The 18332-nt window shown below is 67.9% G+C and carries 17 protein-coding genes; 12 read left to right on the forward strand and 5 right to left on the reverse strand.

Translation table 11 applies throughout. The features are described from left to right. The first annotated feature begins 53 nt into the window (after window positions 1–53). The 4 genes from ACRSCF_RS29915 to ACRSCF_RS29930 are packed head-to-tail and all read left to right on the forward strand — an operon-like array spanning window position 54 to window position 4588. Window positions 54–425 carry a response regulator transcription factor gene (locus ACRSCF_RS29915; protein ID WP_017404901.1) on the forward strand — a complete coding sequence of 124 codons (372 nt, stop codon included), beginning with the start codon at window positions 54–56 and terminating at the stop codon, window positions 423–425. Next, window positions 425–1189, forward strand: a complete 765-nt coding sequence (locus ACRSCF_RS29920) for an HD-GYP domain-containing protein (RefSeq protein WP_016450587.1) — start codon at window positions 425–427, stop codon at window positions 1187–1189. Before ACRSCF_RS29915 ends, ACRSCF_RS29920 begins: the two co-directional genes overlap by 1 nt. Window positions 1190–1198: 9 nt before the next feature. Then, window positions 1199–2038 carry a substrate-binding periplasmic protein gene (locus ACRSCF_RS29925; RefSeq protein ID WP_244387657.1) on the forward strand — a complete coding sequence of 280 codons (840 nt, stop codon included), beginning with the start codon at window positions 1199–1201 and terminating at the stop codon, window positions 2036–2038. A 24-nt stretch (window positions 2039–2062) separates the two neighbouring features. Beyond that, window positions 2063–4588 carry a sensor histidine kinase gene (locus tag ACRSCF_RS29930; RefSeq protein ID WP_244387658.1) on the forward strand — a complete coding sequence of 842 codons (2526 nt, stop codon included), beginning with the start codon at window positions 2063–2065 and terminating at the stop codon, window positions 4586–4588. 50 nt (window positions 4589–4638) lie between these two features. Here ACRSCF_RS29930 and ACRSCF_RS29935 read toward each other — a convergent pair whose 3' ends face one another. Further along, the gene (locus ACRSCF_RS29935) at window positions 4639–7230 is read right to left on the reverse strand and encodes a putative bifunctional diguanylate cyclase/phosphodiesterase (protein WP_223275343.1); all 2592 of its coding nucleotides are present in this window, start codon (window positions 7228–7230) and stop codon (window positions 4639–4641) included. Between the two features lie 258 nt (window positions 7231–7488). Then, a complete protein-coding gene (locus ACRSCF_RS29940) occupies window positions 7489–8403 on the reverse strand; it encodes a LysR substrate-binding domain-containing protein (protein ID WP_034367884.1) in 915 nt (304 codons plus the stop codon). 173 nt (window positions 8404–8576) lie between these two features. Here ACRSCF_RS29940 and ACRSCF_RS29945 point away from each other — a divergent pair, with 173 nt between their 5' ends. The 6 genes from ACRSCF_RS29945 (at window position 8577) to ACRSCF_RS29970 (ending at window position 14105) form a co-directional block, all read left to right on the forward strand. After that, window positions 8577–9326, forward strand: coding sequence for an SDR family NAD(P)-dependent oxidoreductase (locus tag ACRSCF_RS29945; protein ID WP_016450593.1), 750 nt, complete (start codon window positions 8577–8579; stop codon window positions 9324–9326). A gap of 62 nt (window positions 9327–9388) precedes the next feature. Then, on the forward strand, window positions 9389–10375 hold the full coding sequence (locus ACRSCF_RS29950) for a TRAP transporter substrate-binding protein (protein ID WP_034367910.1): 987 nt from the start codon (window positions 9389–9391) through the stop codon (window positions 10373–10375). A gap of 17 nt (window positions 10376–10392) precedes the next feature. Beyond that, window positions 10393–10935 carry a TRAP transporter small permease gene (locus ACRSCF_RS29955; protein ID WP_074924305.1) on the forward strand — a complete coding sequence of 181 codons (543 nt, stop codon included), beginning with the start codon at window positions 10393–10395 and terminating at the stop codon, window positions 10933–10935. Window positions 10936–10947: 12 nt separating this feature from the next. Further along, window positions 10948–12207 (forward strand): TRAP transporter large permease, encoded by a 1260-nt coding sequence (locus ACRSCF_RS29960; RefSeq protein WP_034367886.1) that lies wholly within the window; start codon window positions 10948–10950, stop codon window positions 12205–12207. Between the two features lie 33 nt (window positions 12208–12240). Beyond that, the gene (locus ACRSCF_RS29965) at window positions 12241–13101 is read left to right on the forward strand and encodes a transketolase (protein ID WP_016450597.1); all 861 of its coding nucleotides are present in this window, start codon (window positions 12241–12243) and stop codon (window positions 13099–13101) included. Further along, window positions 13098–14105, forward strand: coding sequence for a transketolase family protein (locus ACRSCF_RS29970; RefSeq protein ID WP_244387659.1), 1008 nt, complete (start codon window positions 13098–13100; stop codon window positions 14103–14105). Before ACRSCF_RS29965 ends, ACRSCF_RS29970 begins: the two co-directional genes overlap by 4 nt. Window positions 14106–14117: 12 nt before the next feature. Here the strand turns inward: ACRSCF_RS29970 and ACRSCF_RS29975 are convergent, their stop codons facing one another. From ACRSCF_RS29975 to ACRSCF_RS29985, 3 genes are all read right to left on the reverse strand, one after another. Next, window positions 14118–14798: a winged helix-turn-helix domain-containing protein gene (locus tag ACRSCF_RS29975; RefSeq protein WP_016450599.1), complete on the reverse strand. Its 681-nt coding sequence runs from the start codon at window positions 14796–14798 to the stop codon at window positions 14118–14120. 28 nt (window positions 14799–14826) lie between these two features. Then, a complete protein-coding gene (locus ACRSCF_RS29980) occupies window positions 14827–16260 on the reverse strand; it encodes a hypothetical protein (RefSeq protein WP_244387661.1) in 1434 nt (477 codons plus the stop codon). 112 nt (window positions 16261–16372) lie between these two features. Further along, window positions 16373–16579: a hypothetical protein gene (locus tag ACRSCF_RS29985; protein WP_158528308.1), complete on the reverse strand. Its 207-nt coding sequence runs from the start codon at window positions 16577–16579 to the stop codon at window positions 16373–16375. A 143-nt stretch (window positions 16580–16722) separates the two neighbouring features. On the opposite strand from ACRSCF_RS29985, the gene ACRSCF_RS29990 reads away from it, so the two are divergent. Both ACRSCF_RS29990 and ACRSCF_RS29995 read left to right on the forward strand, forming a co-directional pair. Beyond that, a complete protein-coding gene (locus tag ACRSCF_RS29990) occupies window positions 16723–17772 on the forward strand; it encodes a porin (protein WP_016450601.1) in 1050 nt (349 codons plus the stop codon). Between the two features lie 151 nt (window positions 17773–17923). Then, complete coding sequence (locus ACRSCF_RS29995; protein WP_244387662.1) at window positions 17924–18250, forward strand: CzcE family metal-binding protein; 327 nt, start codon at window positions 17924–17926, stop codon at window positions 18248–18250. Window positions 18251–18332 lie beyond the last annotated feature (82 nt).

An 18332-nucleotide genomic window follows, 5' to 3' on the forward strand; every position in this document is an offset into this window, starting at 1 on the left:
TTTATGATTCACATGCCGGCCCACACCTTTGTTGCGGCATGAAAGATCTCCCCATGCAAAAGATACTGATCGCCGAGGACCATGCCGACATCCGCAAGCTGCTGCGCATGACACTGGAATTCAGCGACTTTGACGTCATAGAGGCTTGCGATGGCGACGAGGCCTGGGCGATGGCCGAGAGGCTCAGGCCCGACATCGTCCTGCTCGACATCATGATGCCGGGCACGCTCGACGGCCTGGAGGTGTGCAGCCGCATCAAGCGCTCCTACGAGCTGCTGCATACGCAGGTCATCCTGCTGACGGCCCGGGGCAGCGCCGAGGACCGCAAGGCGGGCCTGCTGGCCGGAGCCGACGAATACCTGGTCAAGCCCTTCAGCACCCTGAAGCTGCTGGAGACGATCGAAAAGCTCGAGAGGATCGACTGATGGCCCAGTACCAGACCGCCTCCCCCCGGGAGCCATCGCGACGTTTCGATCCTGCGGCCGTGGAGCAGATGGAGCAGCTCATCCAGGACTTCGGCCGCATGTACCGCGAGCGCAACGATCTGCTCAAGGAAGTGACACGCGCCCACCACGAGACCCTGCTGCGCCTGGCCATGGCCGCCGAGTTCAAGGACGACGACACCGGCTCGCACATCATCCGCATCGGCTACCTGTCGGAGGCCTTGGCCCTGCGCCTGGGCTGCCGCATCGAATTCGCCAGCCTGCTGCGCAAGGCGGCCCCGATGCATGACATCGGCAAGGTCGGCATTCCGGACACCATCCTCAAGAAGCAGGGCCCGCTGGATGCGCAGGAGCGCCTGGTCATGAACCGGCATGCCGAGATCGGCGCGCATCTGCTGGGCCAGTCGCGCATCCCGGTGTTCCAGATGGCGGCCGAAATCGCCGCCAGCCACCACGAACGCTTCGACGGCAAGGGCTACCCGCAGGGATTGGCAGGCGAGGACATCCCGCTGTCGGCGCGCATCACCTCCATCGTCGATATCTTCGACGCGCTCACCATGGACCGGGTGTACCGGCCGGCGTTCGGGCGAGCACGGGCCCTGGAGATGATCGCGGCGGAACGGGGCAAGGCCCTGGATCCCGGCATCGTCGACGCGTTCATGGACAACATCGAAGAGCTGGATGCGCTGCGCCTGGCGCTGACCCGGCAGTCCCCGTCCTTCACCGATCTGATCGACACACCCTGAAAGCCCGCCATGCATCCATCATCGACATGTTTCGGCGCACCGTCCCCAAGGCGCGTGCTGGCCCGCCTGGCAGCCATTGCCGGATTGCTGCTGTGTCTGGTGCCATGGTCCGGCTCTGCCGCAGCTGGCGAGGTGCTGGAGCGGATTGCATCCACGGGCGCCCTGCGTGTGTGCATATGGCCCGACTACTACGGCATCACCTTCCGCGACCCGCGCACGGGCCGGCTGACGGGCGTGGATGCAGAGCTGTCGGCGGAGCTGGCCAGGGAGCTGGGCGTACGGCTGCAGTATGTGGATTCCTCCTTTCCCAGGCTGATACCTGACCTGCTGGAGTCGCGCTGCGATGTCGCCATGTTCGCCGTGGGCATACTCCCCCAGCGGCAAAAGCAGCTGCGCTTCACGCAGCCCTATCTGAGCAGCGACATCTACGGCGTCACGACCAAGAGCAATCAGGCCGTGCAGTCCTGGGCGGACATCGACCAGCCCGGCGTGCAGGTCGCCGTGCAGCGCGGCACCTTCATGGAGCCCGTGATGCGCGAGACGCTCAAGCATGCGCAGATCGTGTCCATCGAGCCGCCCCAGACCCGCGAGAAGGAGCTCATGGCAGGGCGCGTGGATGTGTTCATGACCGACTACCCCTACAGCCGCCGGCTGCTCGACAGCTCCGACTGGGCCCGGTTGATCGCACCGCCCAAGCCGTTCCACGTGCTTCCCTACGGCTATGCAACCAGTCCTGCCGACGCCCAGTGGCTGGCGCGCCTGGACCAGTTCGTCTCCGACATCCGGCGAGACGGCCGCCTGGCCCGGGCAGCGCGCAACCACGGGCTGAGCGCCATCGTCGCGCCTTGAACCCTCCGATGGAGCGCCTTCATCATGTCTGGCCGAGCCGGCACGCATCATTTTCTGGGGGCCAGGCGCAGCGCCCACCTCAAGGCATTGGTGCTGACCTTTGCCCTGTGCGTGCTTGCCGGGCTGGTGCTGTTCGTCTGGAGCCAGCTGCATGCCGAGGCCGAGCAGAGCAAGGCCCAGGCGGCGTTGCTGGCCCGTGTGCTGCAGGATCAGACGAACAAGACCTTCGAGACCGGCGAGGTCGCCCTGGCAAGCCTGGCCAACAATCCGGTCATCCTGTCCGCCGACAGCCCCGGCGCAGCGCGCGAGGCGGCCTTGGCGCAAGTGGTCGGCCAGTTGCCGGTTCTGCGCAGCATGGCGCTGCTCGATGGCAAAGGACGCATCCTGGCGAGCACGCAAGCGGGCGAGGCCGGCCTGCAGATCGAGCTGCACAAGCTGCTGCCTGACAGGGCATCGGCTCCGGTCCCGGGCAAGGTCCAGCTGGGACGCCTGGTCACCGGCCGCAGCCTCTCCTCCCTGGCAGCGGCCCCGCATGCGACACCGCGGGGCGTCCGCTACCTGCCCCAGATCCTCGCATTCAAGCGCGACAACGGCGCACCGGCCGTGCTGGTGGCCCTGATCAATCCTGATGCCTTGGCCAACTTCTACCAGTCCACGCTGGAGTCCCTCAGCTACGAGGCCATGCTGCTGAGCTACGACGGCCAGACGCTGGCCAGCACGAATGCGGGCACCGGCGTGCAGGCGACCGCCGTGCTGCAGACACCGCTGTTCCGGCAATGGCTGCCGCACAGCGAATTCGGCTCCTACGTCGGCGCCGGCATGCTCGGCTCCCATGAGGTCGTGTCCTTTCGCACCGTGCGCAACTGGCCTCTGCTGCTGGTGGTGGAGGAGCCCTACTCGGAGGTGGTCGCGCGCTGGCGCGACAAGGCATTCGCCTTCTTCGTTGCCGGCCTTGCGCTTCTTGCCCTGGTGCTGGGCCTGAGCGGGTCGGTGCTCAAGACCCGCAGGGTCCAGAAGTCGTCCCAGCAGTCCATGGAAAAGGCCCAGGCGCGCCTGGCCCGCAGCGAGCATGAGATGGCCGTGCTCATGCGCAGCGTGCAGGAGCTGATCTTTCGCACCGACATCCAGGGCCGGCTGACCTTCGTGAACGCACGCTGGGAGCAATGGACCGGGCAGCCCAGCGTCGAGGCGCTGGGGCAGCCGCTGGAAGGCATCGCGCGCGAAGCCTGCAGACCGCAGATCCATGCCCTGCTCGACCCCCAGGCCAAGCTGGCCCTGCGCAACTGCCAGGCCATGTTCCAGCTGCCGGGCCACCGGGAAATACTCTGCGACATCGCCGTCGTCCCCCTGCTGCGCGACGGCCGGCTCGTGGGCTTCGCGGGCAGCGCCGTGGACGTGACGGCCCGCTGGAAGGCGCAGCAGGAGCTGCAGACCCAGCTGGCCTTCCAGCACCTGCTGTTCGAGACCACGCCCCTGCCCATGCTGGTCACCGACGCGGACCACCGCGTGGTACTGGTCAACAAGGCCTGGGAGGACTTCTTCGGCCGCGGCCGCTATGCCGTGCTCGGCCACGAGATCAAGGGACTGCACTCGCGCGACGATGCCCTGCTGCAGATACGCAGCAACCAGGTCGTGATGCGCTCGGGCCAGCGCATGGTGCTGGAGGCCCGGCTGCCCCACATGGACGGCAGCTACCGCGACGTGCAGATCTCCAAGGCGGCGGTCAAGGATGCCCAGGGGCAGACCACCGGCGTGCTCAGCATCTTTGTGGATGTGAGCGAATTCCGCGCGGCCGAGCATGCCACGCGCGAGGCCCGCGACGCGGCCGAGGAGGCCTTCCGCGTGAAGTCGGAGTTCGTCGCCAACATGAGCCATGAGCTGCGCACCCCGCTGCAGTCCATCATGGGCTTTGCCGAGCTGGGCAGCCTGCGCTCGCGCGGCAATCCCGCCATGGCCGACATGTTCAACGACATCCATGCGGCGGGCCAGCGCATGCTGGCCCTGGTCAATGACCTGCTCGATGTGGCCAAGCTGGACAGCGCCGTGGGAACCATCCACCTGGAGCGCACGGACCTGCGCAGCCTGATCCGGCCGGTCGTGCGCGAGCTGGAGCCGCAGCAGCAGCACAAGCTCATCGACCTGCGGCTCGAACTCGACGACGCCCCGCTGATCGCCAAGGCCGACCCCGTGCGCTTCCAGCAGGTGGTGCGCAATGTGCTGGCCAATGCCATCAAGTTCTCGCCCATCGGCGGGCGCATCGATGTGCAGGGCCGCATCGACGGGCAGGGCGACATCTGCATCGCCTTCTCCGACCAGGGCCCGGGCATTCCGCCACAGGAGCTGGACAAGATCTTCCAGCCTTTCGTGCAGTCCAGCAAGACCAAGGACGGCTCGGGCGGCACGGGCCTGGGGCTGGCCATCTGCCGCAAGATCATCGACGCCATGGACGGCACCATCGTGGCCGGCAACGGCCCGGCAGGCGGCGCCATCTTCACCATCATCTTGCCCAGCCGCAGTGCGCAGGAGACCCGGCCGGCCGAGCTGACATAGCCTGCGCGGGCGCGGTGGCGCGGTGGCGCGGTGGCGCGGTGGCGCGAGGCTCAGGCCTCGGACGGCATGTGCCGCCCATGCACCAGCCAGTTGTCCCCTGCCTGCCAGCGCGCGGCCCAGGCGGGCAGCTGGTCGGCGGGCATGGGCCGGGCGATGCCGTAGCCCTGGGCCACGTGGCAGCCCATTTCGCGCAGGCGGCGCGCATGCCTGGGGGTTTCCACGCCTTCGGCCACGGATTCGAGCTGGAAGGTGCTGGCCAGCTGGATCACGCCTTCGACGATGCCCAGGTCGTCCGGGTCGGCCAGCATGTCGCGCACAAAGCTCTGGTCGATCTTCAGCGACTGCACGGGCAGCTTGCGCAGGTAGGTGAGCGAGGAGTAGCCGGTGCCGAAGTCGTCCAGCGCAAAGCGTATGCCCAGCTGCCGGCACTGCCCCATCACCTGGATGGCCTGCTCCATGTCGGCAATGGCGGCGCTTTCCAGGATTTCCAGCTCGATCAGGTGCGGCGGCAGTTCGGGATGCCGGGCCAGCACCTGGGCCATGGTGGCGTGGAAGCCGCCATCCAGAAGCTGGTTGGCGCTGACGTTGATGCTCACGCACAGGTCCAGGCCCTGGTCGAGCCAGCGTGCCGCCTGGGCCACGGCCTCGCCGATGACCCAGTCGCCCAGCGGTCGCTCCAGGTCGCTGCCCGCGATGAAGGGCAGGAACTCGGCCGGCGAGCGCAGGCCCTGGCGCGGGTCGTGCCAGCGCAGCAGGGCCTCGGCGCCCACCAGCCTGCCGCCACCCAGCTCCACCTTGGGCTGGTAGTGCAGCAGGAATTCGCCCTGCTCCAGCGCACGGCGCAGCCAGCCCAGTTGCAGGCGGCGCGCATCGGCCTTGCGGTCGTTTTCCGGGTCGAACAGCTGGTAGCGGTTGCGCCCGGCCTGCTTGGCCACGCACATGGCCTGGTCGGCATGGCGCAGCAGCAGGTCGGGGTCGGCCTGGTCGTCGGGGTAGAGGCTGACACCCACGCTGGCGGTCACGGTCAGCACCCGGTCCTGCACGGGCACGGGGCGGCTGGCCGCCTCCAGCACCCGGTCGAGGATGGAGGTGCAGTGCTCGACCGAGCCGATCTGCGACAGCAGCAGCACGAACTCGTCGCCACCGAGCCGGGCCAGCGTGTCCTCGGAGCGCAGCACGCTCTTGAGGTGCTCGGCCACGCCCACCAGCAGCGCATCGCCGGTTGCAACGCCGTGCAGGTCGTTGATTTCCTTGAAGCCGTCCAGGTCCAGAAAGCACACGGCCAGGGAGCGCCCCTCGCGCGCCGTGCGCAGCATGGCCTGGTTGAGCCGCTCGACCAGCAGGCGGCGGTTGGGCAGTCCGGTCAGCAGGTCGTAGTGGGTGACGCGGTCGAGCTCGGCCTCATGGGCCTTGATATGGCTGATGTCGGTGAAGACGCCGATGTAGTGCTCGATCTCGCCGCCGGCACCCTGCGCAGCGGAGATGGACAGCATCTCGGCGAAGATCTCGCCCGATTTGCGGCGGTTCCAGATCTCGCCGTGCCAGAAGCCGTCGCGCGCGATGCAGGCCCAGATCTGCCGGTAGAACTCCGGCCCGTGCAGGCCCGAGGACAGCACGCGCGGCGTCTGGCCGATCACCTCCTCGGGCGCATAGCCGGTGATGCGGGTGAAGGCCGGGTTGACGCGCGTGATGCGCCGCGCCGGATCGACCACCATGATGCCCTGGTGGCTGCTGTCGAACACCACGGCGGCCTGGGCCAGCTCGCGCTCGAAGCGCTTGCGCTCGGTGATGTCCCGGGAGATGCCGAACAGGCCTGCGATGTGGCCTGCCGTATTGCGCACCGGGCCCTTGGTGACCAGGAGGTCCAGCGTCCTGCCCGGCTCCACCGTCAGCTGCTCCTCATGCGTGGCCACCTCCTGGCGCAGCACCGCCTGGTCCTTCCTGCGGATGGCGCTGGCGATGCCGAAGGGAAAGAGCGCGAAGTCGTCCTTGCCCACGATGTCTTCGGCCTGCCGGCCCACCAGGCTGGCGGCAGCCCGGTTGACCAGCAGATAGCGCCCGCGCAGGTCCTTCACGAAGACGGCGTCCGAGGTGCCGGAGATCACCGAGTCCAGCAGCTGCCGCTGCATGTTGGCCTTGCGCAGCGAGCGCTGCAGCGTCTCGGCCAGCACGCTCACGGCCAGGCCGTTGACGGCCACCACCCCCCATTGCGCCCAGTCGCGCACGGCGACGCCGTCCGTCTGGTCCAGGCTGTAGGCCGCAAAGGCCGTGGCCAGCAGGCCCGGCCCCAGGCCGCCGATCAGCGCACTGACCAGCACGGGCAGCATGAACAGCAGCAGCAGCGAGCGTTCACCGAAATGGCTGGCCAGCGTGCTGCTGGCGGCCAGCACGGCCAGGCTCATGGCCAGGGCAAACAGATAGGAGGCCCAGACCGGGAAACGGCGCGGCCCCATTTCCTGGGTGATGGCGGAGGCGCCGCCGCTGTGCGCGGCCGGCACCGAGCACAGCGCGAAGAACAGCAGGAAGTCCGTGGCCAGCACAAAGAACAGCCCCTTGGCGACGGAAAGCCAGCCGATATCCGCACTGCCTGCCAACGCGAACAACAGCTTGTCGGACAGAATGATCCAGGCGAATGCGAGCAATCCGTAGCTCACCGTGATCAGTCCGATAAATCGGCGTCTTGCTGATTTGGCCATTTCAGCGTGGCACTCCCTGTGTATATGGCTGTCCGGAATTATTGCCAATCCCTGCTGGCAATCGCGTCGTCATTCGCCGAAAACAGGGGGCAATAAAACCATTTGCCGCGCACTCGCTCATTCATAGAGAAATTGCATCGCAGGCCTTTTCCGCCGGATGCGGGAATATCTGTCCGGCCCCTTTTTCCCGGTCCGGCCGCCAACTCAGTCCGGGCACTGGCGGCAGGGCTGCTGCTCGGTGCGGGCGGCCTCGGCATGCAGCCAGGCCAGGAAGGCCGCCACGGCGGGGCGCCGGGCGTTGCGCGCGGGGTAGACGGCAAAGTGGGCCTTGACGCGCAGGGCCCGGTCCATGCCGAAGGGGGCCACCAGCCGGCCGTCGGCAATGTGGCCGCCCGCGTTCATGGCGCTTTCCAGCGCCACGCCCAGGCCCTGCGTGGCCGCGTCCAGCGACATCTGGGCGCGGTCGAAGCGCACGGCAAAGCGCTCTGGCGCGCGCAGCTGCGAGAACGCCTGGAACCAGTCCGACCACTGGACGATGCTGACGTTGCTCTGGATCAGCGGCACGTGCAGCAACTGCTGCACGCGCTGCAGCCCATGCTCGGCCACGAACGCGGGGCTGGCCAGCGGCAGGATGTGCTCCTCGAACAGGGGCTCCACCTCCAGCTCCGGCCACTGCGCAATGCCGTAGCGGATGTCGATATCGGCCTGGCCCAGCGCGAAGTCGCTGTGCGAATGCGCAGCCGACAGGTTCAGCGCAATGTGCGGGCAGGCCCGTGCGAAGTCCCGCAGCCGGGGCATGAGCCAGAGGCTGGCGATGCTGGGCGCGCAGTGCACGTAGAGGCTGTTGCTCATGCTGTGGCGCAGGTCCTCGGTGGCCGAGACGATGGCCGCCAGCGCGCCGCCCACGCGCTCCAGGTAGGCCTGCCCCGGGCGGCTCAGGCGCACGCCATGCGCGCTGCGCTCGAACAGGCGCACGCCCAGCTGCGCCTCCAGCTTGGCCACCTGGTGGCTGACGGCCGAGGCCGTCAGGTGCAGCTCGGAGGCGGCCAGCGCGAAGCTGCGCCGGCGCGCCACGGCCTCGAAGGCCTGCAGGTGGGCACTGCTGGGAATGGATGCCATGGCAAGTTCCTCGAAGACGCGGGCAGCTCACGGGCAGCTCACAGGCAGACCCCGGGAGACCCCGTACGTGAGCTGAAGAACTGTCATCTTAGGCTGATGAAACATCGTTTGTCTTCATGCTCGTGACAGCCCAAGATGGCTACATCCACCACCACTACAGCGGAGACAGGCACATGCTGCTCAAGGACAGGGTCGCCATCATCACCGGCGGCGCAGGGATCAACGGACTCGGTTTTGCCACGGCGCGCCAGATGGCCGCCCAGGGGGCCCGCGTGGCCATCCTCGACCTGGAGCGGGCCGACCCGGCCGGCGCGGCCGCGCGGCTGGGCGACGGGCACCTGGGGCTGGTGGCCGATGTGACGGACAAGCCCTCGTGCGAGGCGGCCGCCGCCGCCGTGCTGCGCGCCTTCGGCCGCATCGACGCGCTGGTCAACAACGCGGGCATCACGCAGGCCGTGGGCACGCTGGAGATCGGCGGGGCCGACTACGACCGCGTGCTCGACGTGAGCCTGCGCGGCACGCTGTACATGTCCCAGGCCGTGCTGCCGGCCATGCGCAGGCAGCAAGCGGGCGCCATCGTCTGCATTTCTTCCGTCTCGGCCCAGCGCGGCGGCGGCATCTTCGGCGGGCCGCACTATTCGGCCGCCAAGGCCGGCGTGCTGGGGCTGGCCCGCGCCATGGCGCGCGAGTTCGGCGCCGAGGGCATACGCATCAACTGCGTCACGCCGGGCCTGATCGAGACGGACATCACCCAGGGCAAGCTCGGCCCCGAGCGCAAGCGCGAGATCTCCGCCACGATTCCGCTGGCCCGCCTGGGCCGCGCCGACGATGTGGCCGGCGCCTGCGTATTCCTGGCCAGCGACCTGGCCGCCTATTGCACGGGTATCACGCTCGATGTGAACGGCGGGATGCTCATCCACTGAGCCCCGCGCGCCTGGCCATGGCCTGCATGGCCGCACACAACCCAAGCAAAGGAGACAAGACCATGCAAAGCACGCTTTTCCATCGCGCCGCCCTGGCCGCCTGCGCCCTGCTGCTGCCGGCCCTGGCCTGTGCCCAGGCCGTCAAGCTCACGCTGGGGCACGGCGCCGCGCCCGACAATCCGCGCCACCTGGCATCGCTGAAGTTCGCCGAACTGGTGAAGGCGCGCAGCGCGGGCCGCATCGAGGTGCAGGTCGCCCCCTCGGCCCAGCTGGGCGACGACGCGGCCATGGTCACGGCCCTGCGCACGGGCGCGCTGGACCTGTCGGCCAATTCCCAGGGCGCGGTGGCCGCGGCCGTGCCCGAGTACGCGGCCTATGGCATGCCGTTTCTCTTCGCCACGCCGGCCCGGGCCTTCCAGCTGCTGGACGGGCCGCTGGGCCGGGAGCTGGCCGACAAATCGGCCGCCAAGGGCATGGTGGTGCTGGGCTACTGGGACAACGGCATACGCCACATGACCAACAGCAAGCGGCCCCTGCGCAGCGTGGACGATCTCAAGGGCCTGAAGATGCGCACGCCGCCCGACGCGGTGCTGGTGGACAGCATCCAGGCCCTGGGCGCCGAGGCCCAGCAGATCAAGTTCGCCGAGCTGTACGTGGCCCTGCAGCAGGGCGTGGTCGACGGCCAGGAGAACCCGCTGGCCAACTTCCACGCCAGCAAGCTGTACGAGGTGCAAAAGCACCTGACGCTGACGGGCCACATGTTCCAGATGACGCCGCTGATCATGGGCAAGCGCAGCTGGGACCGGCTGCCGGCCGCCGACCGCACGCTGCTGGCCGAGGCCGCGCAGGAGGCCACGGCCTACCAGCGCCAGCTGGCGCGCGAGGCCGACGACAGGCTGCTGGACGACATCCGCGCCAAGGGCGTGGAGGTGAGCACCATCGACGCGCGGGCCTTCGCCCAGGCCACGGCCAAGGTGCAGGACAAGTGGCTGGCCAGCCCTGCGGGCCCCTATATCGCCAAGGTCGTCAAGGCCGCAGGCGCGCAGTGAAGTGCAGGGAGCCGTCCATGAACCTCATCGAACGCCTGGTCACGGGCCTGTGCCGCGCCGTGCTGTGGACCAGCACCCTGGTGATCTTCGTGATCCTGGTGTGCAACACCGCCCTGCGCTATGCCAGCGGCACCAGCCTGCAGTGGGCCAACGAGGTGCCCGAGCTACTGTTTCCCTGGCTGGTGATGTCGGGCGTGGTGCTGGCCGCCGCCCATGGCGCCCACATTACCACCAGCTTCCTGGTCGAGGCCCTGCCTGCCCGCGTGCGGCGCGCCACGGCCGTGCTGGGCTGGCTGGCCGTGGCCGCCCTGTACGCCACGCTGGCCTGGTCCACGCTGAACATGCTGGAGATCGTGCATGACGAGCGCAGCCAGATCCTGGGCATTCCCGGCTCGCTGACCTATGGCTGCGTGATGGTGGGCATGGCCTTGCTGGCCCTGCTGGCCCTGCAGTCGGCCTGGCGCGCCTGCGTGGCGGGCAGGGACCGGGTATCCGCGCAGGCCGGTGCCGCTGGTGCGTCTGCCGAACCGGCCCGGCCCGTGGCCGGCGCGCACTGGTGAAGGGAGGGTGCCATGTCCTTCATCATGCTTTTCGTCTTCATGGCGGGTGCCGTGATCGCCATGCCCATTGCGCACGCGCTGCTCATGGGCGCCATGGCGGCGGCGGCCACCTCGGACCGCGTGCCGCTGGACCTGCTGGTGCAGCAGATGGTGGCCCAGGTGCAGAGCTTTCCGCTGATCGCCATCCCGTTCTTCATGCTCACCGGCTCGCTGATGATGGGCGGGCGCCTGGGCGAGGCCCTGGTGGGCGTGCTGTCGGCGCTGATAGGGCGCTTTCACGGCGGGCCGGCCCAGGTGGGGGTGATGTCGTCCACGCTGTTCGGCGGGGTGTCGGGCTCGGCCGTGGCCGACGCCTCGGCCATCGGATCGCTGATGATCCCGTGGCACAGGCGGCTGGGCTATCCGCCCGCGTTCTCGGCGGCCACGCTGGCGGCGGCGGCCACCATCGACATCCTGATCCCGCCGTCGATCCCCATGATCCTGTTCGCGCTCAGCGCCAATGCATCGATTGCGGCGCTGTTCGTGGCGGGCATCGTGCCGGGGCTGCTGATGTGCGCGGGCTTCATGGGCGTGTGCTGGTGGGTGGGCCACAGGCGCGGCTTTCCGCGCGACACCACGCCCTTCGCCTGGCCCGCCTTCCGGCGCCACCTGCTGTACGCCAGCCCGGCCCTGCTGCTGCCGGTGCTGATCATCGTGTTCCTGCGCTTGGGCATCGCCACGCCCACCGAGGTGGCCGTGCTGTCCACGCTGTATGCGGGCCTGGTGTCGGCCGTGGTGTACCGCGACCTGGGCTGGCGCCGGCTCAACGATGCGGTGGTGCATGCGGGCCTGGCCACGGGCGTGGTGCTGCTGGTGATCATGGCCTCGGCGGCCATCGGCTGGCTGCTGACCTTCGACCGCATGCCCGATGGCATCGTCCAGTGGGTGCAGTCGCATGTGCATTCGGCCTGGCTGGTGATCGTGCTGATGAACCTGCTGATGCTCTTCATCGGCATGTTCATCGACCTGCCGGCCGCCGTGCTGCTGCTCACGCCGGTGTTCGTGCCGCTGGCCCAGAGCATCGGCATGGACATGACCCAGCTGGGAATCATGATGGTCGTGAACCTGGCCCTGGGGCTGTACACGCCGCCCGTGGGCACGACGCTGTTCATCACGAGCTCGCTGGCCCGGGTCAAGGTGGGCCAGACCGTGCGCGAGCTGATTCCCTTCTACCTGGTGGCGCTGGCGGTGCTGGCGCTGGTGTCCTATGTGCCGGCCAGCATCCTGCGCTGAGCCGCGCGCCCTTCCATCCCGAGGAGACGATGCATGAACCAAGAACTGCAACAGCGCCTGGACCGGCTCGCGGCCTGTGCCTGGCGCATACGCCGCCGCGCCCTGCAAATGGGCGAGGTGCAGGGCCAGGGCTACATAGGCCAGGCCCTGGGCTGGGCCGATGTGCTGGCCGTGGCCTATGGCGACGCGCTGCGGCTGCGGCCCGATGAGCCCGGGTGGGAGGGCCGCGACCGCTTCCTGCTCTCGCACGGCCACTACGCCATCGCCTTCTACGCGGCCCTGGCCGAGGCGGGCATCCTGTCCGACGAGGAGCTGCAGACCTATGGCAGCGATGACAGCCGCCTGCCCATGTCGGGCATGGCCAGCTATACGCCGGGCATGGAGATTTCGGGCGGCTCGCTGGGCCAGGGCCTGCCGATCGCCGTGGGCATGGCGCTGGCGCTGCGCCACAAGGGCAGCGATGCCTTTGTCTACAACTCCATGTCCGACGGCGAGCTGGACGAGGGCTCGACCTGGGAGGCCGCGCTGTCCGCCGCCCACCACGGCCTGGGCCGGCTGATCTGCCTGGTGGACGTGAACAACCAGCAAGCCGACGGCCCCTCCACGCGCATGCTGGGCTTCGAGCCGCTGGCTGACAAATGGGCCGCCTTCGGCTGGCATGTGCAGCGCGTGGACGGCAACGACCTGGCCCAGGTGGTCCAGGCCTTCGACGCGGCGCGGTCGCTGGCCGAGGACCGGCCCCGCGTCATCCTCTGCGACACGCTGATGGGCAAGGGCGTGCCCTTCCTGGAGCAGCGCGAGAAGAACCATTTCATCCGCGTCGATCCGCCCGAGTGGCAGCAGGCCATCGCCATCCTGGACGCATCGCAACCCCTGGAGCCCGCCCTGCCATGAACATGCCTCTTGCCATCCCCAAGCCCCGGCCGACCACCTCGGCCATGATCGCCTCCATCGCGGCCGAAGGCCAGCGCGTGCAGGCCGCGCCTTTCGGCAAGGCCCTGGTGGAGCTGGCCGCCAGCCGCCCCGACGTGGTCGGCCTGACCGCCGACCTGGCCAAGTACACCGACCTGCACCTGTTCGCCCAGGCCCACCCCGGGCGCTTCTTCCAGATGGGCATGGCCGAGCAGTTGCTCATGGCCGCCGCCGGCGGCATGGCCAAGGAGGGGCTGACGCCCTTTGCCACCACCTATGCCGTCTTCGGCACGCGTCGGGCCTATGACTTCATCCACCAGGTGATTGCCGAGGAAAACCTGGACGTCAAGATCTGCTGCGCCCTGCCCGGCCTGACCACGGGCTACGGCCCCAGCCACCAGGCCACCGACGACCTGGCCATGATGCGGGCCGTGCCGGGGCTGACCATCGTCGATCCCTGCGATGCGCTGGACATCACCCAGGCCGTGCCCCAGATCGCGGCGCACCGCGGCCCCGTCTACATGCGGCTGCTGCGCGGCAACGTGCCGCTGGTGCTGGACGAGTACGACTACCGGTTCGAGCTGGGCAAGGCGAAGATGCTGCGCGAGGGCCGCGAGGTGCTCATCATCTGCAGCGGCTTCATGACCATGCGCGCGCTGGAGGCCGCCCAGCTGCTGGCCACGGACAACGTGGGCGCCGCCGTGCTGCACTGCGCCACCATCAAGCCGCTGGATGTGCAGGCCATCGTGCAGGCCGTGGCCAGCGGGCCGCGCCTGGTGGTGGTGGCGGAGAACCATTCGGTGGTGGGCGGCCTGGGCGAGGCCGTGGCCGGCGCTCTGCTGGAGCGCGACGTGCGGCCCGCGCGCTTTCGGCTGGCGGGCCTGCCCGACGCCTTCCTCGACGCGGGCGCCCTGCCCACGCTGCATGAGCGCTACGGCATCAGCGCCCAGGCGCTGGCAGGGCGCATCCGGCAGTGGCTGGGGTAGGCAAGGCTGCGGTCACGGGGAATCTGTCCGCAGCGCCAGCATATAGCCCATGCCGCGCACCGTGTGCAGCAGCTTGACCGCATAGGGATCGTCGAGCTTGCTGCGCAGCCTGCACACCGCCACGTCCACGGCGTTGTTCAAGGCATCCACGGGCAGGCTCCAGACCTGCTCCACCAATTCGGCACGCGAGACCACATCGCCCTGGCGCTGCAGCAGCAGCCACAGGACGGCGAACTCCTGCCGGGTCAGGTCCAGCCGGCGACCGGCGCGTTCGACCCGCTTCTTGGACAGGTCCAGCACCAGATCCGCCAAAGTCAGGCGCATGCCCTCCCGCCCGGCGGACCCGCGCATGCGCAGCCTTGCGCGGGCCAGGAACACCGGCAGCCTGATGGGCTTGACCAGGTAGTCGTCCGCGCCATGCTGCAGGCAGAACACCTGGTCCTCCAGGCTGTCGTTTGCGGCAACCACGATGGCGGGGGTGCTTGTGGCCCGGCGCAGGGCCTGCAGGACCTCTCGCCCGCTCAACCCGGGCAGGTCCAGGTCCAGCACCACCAGGCTGTAGGCACGGCTCAGTGCCATGTCGCGGCCCTGCCGGCCGTCATGCGCGACGTCCACGTTGAACCCGTCCTGGCACAGGCCCTGGCACAGGTACTGCGCCGATGGAGGATGGGCGTCCACGATCAGGACTTTCATGCTCGCTCCTTTGACCGCACGGCAAGGCTCAGGCCAGCACCTGCCTGAGCATCTGCTGCTGCCGTCGCGCCCATTTCGTGCCGACGCGGATGGCCTCGCGCTGCCGGGAGGAGGCGGAGGCGAAAAAGACCGTCTCGCTGATCTGCAGCCGGTGGAACAAGCGCCGCAACTGAAGCGAACGTGCCCGCAGCGATCCTTCCGGCACCAGGGATTCCTGGCGCTGCGCCGAGAACAGGAAAGCGGCCTGCTCCAGGCAGCAGCGGGCCTCGGGCGTGGTCGCTGGCACGGCCCGGGGCTCGCACAGCCGTGCCTTCGCCACAAAGGGGTTGTGGCCCACCACCAGGCCCCAGGGCCGCATGGCGGTCAAGGGATCGACCGACAGCGCCTCCTGCTTGGTGAGACCGAATGCCCGCGCCAGGCGCAGCCGCATGGCCAGCCGCGGCGCATCGGGCCGCACCGCCTCGATGGCCGTGAGCGCCTCCTCGTCGCCCCCGTCCACGGGCAGCAGCAACGAGCGCAGCAGCAGCCCGGCCTGCTCGTCGTCCTTGGCCGCCGCGGCATGGAGCAGGGCCACGCCCTGCTCCATGGATTCGATGCGTGTGGCGTCACGCAGCACCAGCGCACCCAGGCGGCGCTGGGCCTCCGCCAGGCCGTGCCGCGCCGCCTTCTCCAGGCAAAAGCGCGCCAGCGTGGGATTGGCCACCGAACTGCGGTAGTCGGAACACAGGCGAAACAGGTGCAGCCAGGCGACGGCGATGCCGCCATCGGCGGCGCGCAGCAGCAGGGCTGCCGCCTTGCGCAGGTTCTGCGCGTGCACGAGGTTGTCTGGCGCAAGGTGAGCGCAGGACTGGCCGGAAAGCGCCCGCCCCAGCGCATGGCAGGCGTGCAGGTCGCCATCGGCGGCGCAGCGCTCCAGGCTGCTTTCTATCCAGCCCACCGCCAGCCGCCCCAGGCCATGGCCTGCCATCTCCGCCTGGTGAACCAGGTCGGCGATCAGCTGCTGTATGGCGGGACAGGCAGCGGCATGGGGCAGATCGCCCAGGAGCTCCAGCATCTGCACTGCGCGTGGCGACTGGCCCATGGCCATGGCCTGGCGGGCTTCGCTGGCCATGACCTCGGCAATGTCCTGCGGCTGTACGGCGCGCAGGATCTGCAGGACCTGCAGCAGCTCGCCGCAGGTGAGCGCGGATGCGCCGCCTGCCCCGTGGCACGGAAGGGAAGCGCTGCACCGGCCCAGGCATTCCAGCGCCAGATCGAGTTCCCCCCGGATGAGATGCCATGCGGCGAGCTTCTGGCGCCCGACATCCTCGTACTGCGCAGCGATCCTCAAAGGCTCCAGCAGCCCGTGCTCCAGCAACTGCCTCAGCGGCAGATGCAGGGCCATGCAGACCGAGGCCTGGCGCCTGGCCTGGGGCAGTGCGGCCTGCAGGTAGCCGAGCCCCACGGAAATGCTTCTGGGCACGCCCGGCCCCCCTGCCAGATAGGCCTCCCCGAGCTGAAGCCTGGCCCCCGTGTCCCCTCTTCTTGCCAGCATCCTCAGCTTGACATCCTCGCGACGCATTTTCGCCCCCCGCCTATCTTTCAATACCCACCCACAGCCGCATCAGCGATACGACACGGATTATTTTTATTTCACCGGAGTCAATCCCCTGAATGCTATCAATGCCCAACATCCATACACCCGACAGCAAAGTGACATTCAAGACATTTTGAAGAAAGGTAACTGTCATGAATGGCAGCCCCTCCCGTCTGGTGTTGGCGGGGTGGAACAGGTTTTGCACGAAAAGCCTGTGAATGGCTTGCCATGCCCTGCCCATTTCTTTTCAAGACCGAATGCGATCGCCTGCGGATTCTAGTATTTACCACAGCATCCGTTTTGAAAATGGATGCGCATGGAATCCACCATTCAATACAAGGATCAGGCATGAAATTCAATCGCATATTGGCGGCAGCATTGCCCGTCATTTCGCTGGCGGCCAGCGCGCAGTCATCCATCACCCTGTTCGGCATCGTAGACGTCAATGCGCGCTACGTGAGGAACAGCGACCTGCCTGGCAACCTGACCATGAACAACAGCGGCCTGGCCTCCGGGCGGCTGGGATTTCGCGGCGACGAGGATCTGGGCGGCGGACTGAGGGCCGGCTTCTGGCTGGAGTCGGACGTCAATGCCGACACGGGCACGTTCAGCTCCACGGGCAAGTTCTTCCAGCGCCGTTCCACCGTGAGCCTGTCGGGAGGTTTCGGCGAAGTGCGCCTGGGCCGCGACCTTTCGCCGGCTTCGGCACATACCTACAAATACGATCCGTTCGGCGTGATCGGACTGGGCGGTTCCGCCGTGGCAAGCCGCATGCCGGACGGCTTCTCACCGTCCTACTACCGCCGCGACAACGCGATCCAGTACCTCTCGCCCAGCCTCTGGGGCCTGCGTGCGGAATTCATGTACGCCATGGACGAGAACCCATCGAGCAACGTGGGCCGCCACGTGGCAGGCCGGGTGCACTACGAAAACGGTCCATTGAGCCTGTCGCTGTCCTATGGCACGACCGACATCGGCGCCGCCGGCGCCAAGTTCAGGCAGTATGGCGCGGGCGCCTCGTACGACTTCGGTTTCGCCAAGCTCATGGGCCACTTCCAGCGGGAGGACCTGCCTTTCGGCACCTACGGCAGCAGCACCCTGGGCTCCGAGGACCGCTGGCTGCTGGGCATGACGGTTCCCGTGGGCAGCGGCCATCTCCGCGCCTCCTATGTGCGTACCGATTCGCGCAAGGGTCCGGTGGCATTCAATGGCAGCGATGCGAACAAATATGCCATCGGCTATGTGCATGATCTGTCGCGCCGCACGGCCTTGTATGGAACCGTGGCCCGCATATCCAACAAGGGCAATGCGAATTTCGCCCTGTCGGGCGGTGCACCGGGGCTTGCTCCCAAGGGCACGTCAACGGGTGCGGAAGTGGGCATACGCCACAGCTTCTGATTTCCTTTCCGGGATTATTCCCGCCAGCGTTGCAAAACCGCTGGCGGCAGGCCGGGCAATACCCTTTTGCCGCATTTGCCAAACCATTGCCACGGCCTGCCATCCATGTTCCATTTGAATTGAAAATCCCATTTGCGCCAAGGAGCATTTCATGAAAAACATCAATGCCCTGTATATCGCAGGCATTTTTCTTGCCTGCCCAATGGCCCATGCGGACACTTTTACCAACGGTCAATCGCATTACGGCTCACCCGTGCCTGCAGGCTCCTACCGTAGCGTCGATCTGTCGCAGAAGACGCCCATCAACGTCACCTGCGGCGAAACCCTCAATTTCACCAGCAAGGGCAGGACATTCGCGTGGAAGGTCAGCTCCATCCGGCACAGCCATGTGCCGGTGGCGCGCTTTGCGCCGCCCGGTTTCGACACGCAGGGCCGCAGCATCTTCGTCATGCCCGCAGAGCACGAGCGAGGCGGCTGAAGGGGCCGCGTCGCTGCGGCCTGCGCTGCGCAAAATCCAACTCAACGCAACTCGACGCAGCAACGAAAAGGGCCCGCAATTC

This window comes from Delftia sp. 11MD, assembly GCF_050907895.1.
Taxonomy (GTDB): Bacteria; Pseudomonadota; Gammaproteobacteria; order Burkholderiales; family Burkholderiaceae_C; genus Comamonas; species Comamonas tsuruhatensis.

Coding starts and splice junctions, on each gene's coding strand:
- ACRSCF_RS29925 (WP_244387657.1), top strand. CDS start 1,199: ATGCATCCATCATCGACATGTTTCGGCGCACCGTCCCCAAGGCGCGTG.
- ACRSCF_RS29975 (WP_016450599.1), bottom strand. CDS start 14,798: ATGAAAGTCCTGATCGTGGACGCCCATCCTCCATCGGCGCAGTACCTG.
- ACRSCF_RS29990 (WP_016450601.1), top strand. CDS start 16,723: ATGAAATTCAATCGCATATTGGCGGCAGCATTGCCCGTCATTTCGCTG.
- ACRSCF_RS29940 (WP_034367884.1), bottom strand. CDS start 8,403: ATGGCATCCATTCCCAGCAGTGCCCACCTGCAGGCCTTCGAGGCCGTG.
- ACRSCF_RS29995 (WP_244387662.1), top strand. CDS start 17,924: ATGAAAAACATCAATGCCCTGTATATCGCAGGCATTTTTCTTGCCTGC.
- ACRSCF_RS29970 (WP_244387659.1), top strand. CDS start 13,098: ATGAACATGCCTCTTGCCATCCCCAAGCCCCGGCCGACCACCTCGGCC.
- ACRSCF_RS29915 (WP_017404901.1), top strand. CDS start 54: ATGCAAAAGATACTGATCGCCGAGGACCATGCCGACATCCGCAAGCTG.
- ACRSCF_RS29965 (WP_016450597.1), top strand. CDS start 12,241: ATGAACCAAGAACTGCAACAGCGCCTGGACCGGCTCGCGGCCTGTGCC.
- ACRSCF_RS29950 (WP_034367910.1), top strand. CDS start 9,389: ATGCAAAGCACGCTTTTCCATCGCGCCGCCCTGGCCGCCTGCGCCCTG.
- ACRSCF_RS29930 (WP_244387658.1), top strand. CDS start 2,063: ATGTCTGGCCGAGCCGGCACGCATCATTTTCTGGGGGCCAGGCGCAGC.
- ACRSCF_RS29955 (WP_074924305.1), top strand. CDS start 10,393: ATGAACCTCATCGAACGCCTGGTCACGGGCCTGTGCCGCGCCGTGCTG.
- ACRSCF_RS29945 (WP_016450593.1), top strand. CDS start 8,577: ATGCTGCTCAAGGACAGGGTCGCCATCATCACCGGCGGCGCAGGGATC.
- ACRSCF_RS29960 (WP_034367886.1), top strand. CDS start 10,948: ATGTCCTTCATCATGCTTTTCGTCTTCATGGCGGGTGCCGTGATCGCC.
- ACRSCF_RS29920 (WP_016450587.1), top strand. CDS start 425: ATGGCCCAGTACCAGACCGCCTCCCCCCGGGAGCCATCGCGACGTTTC.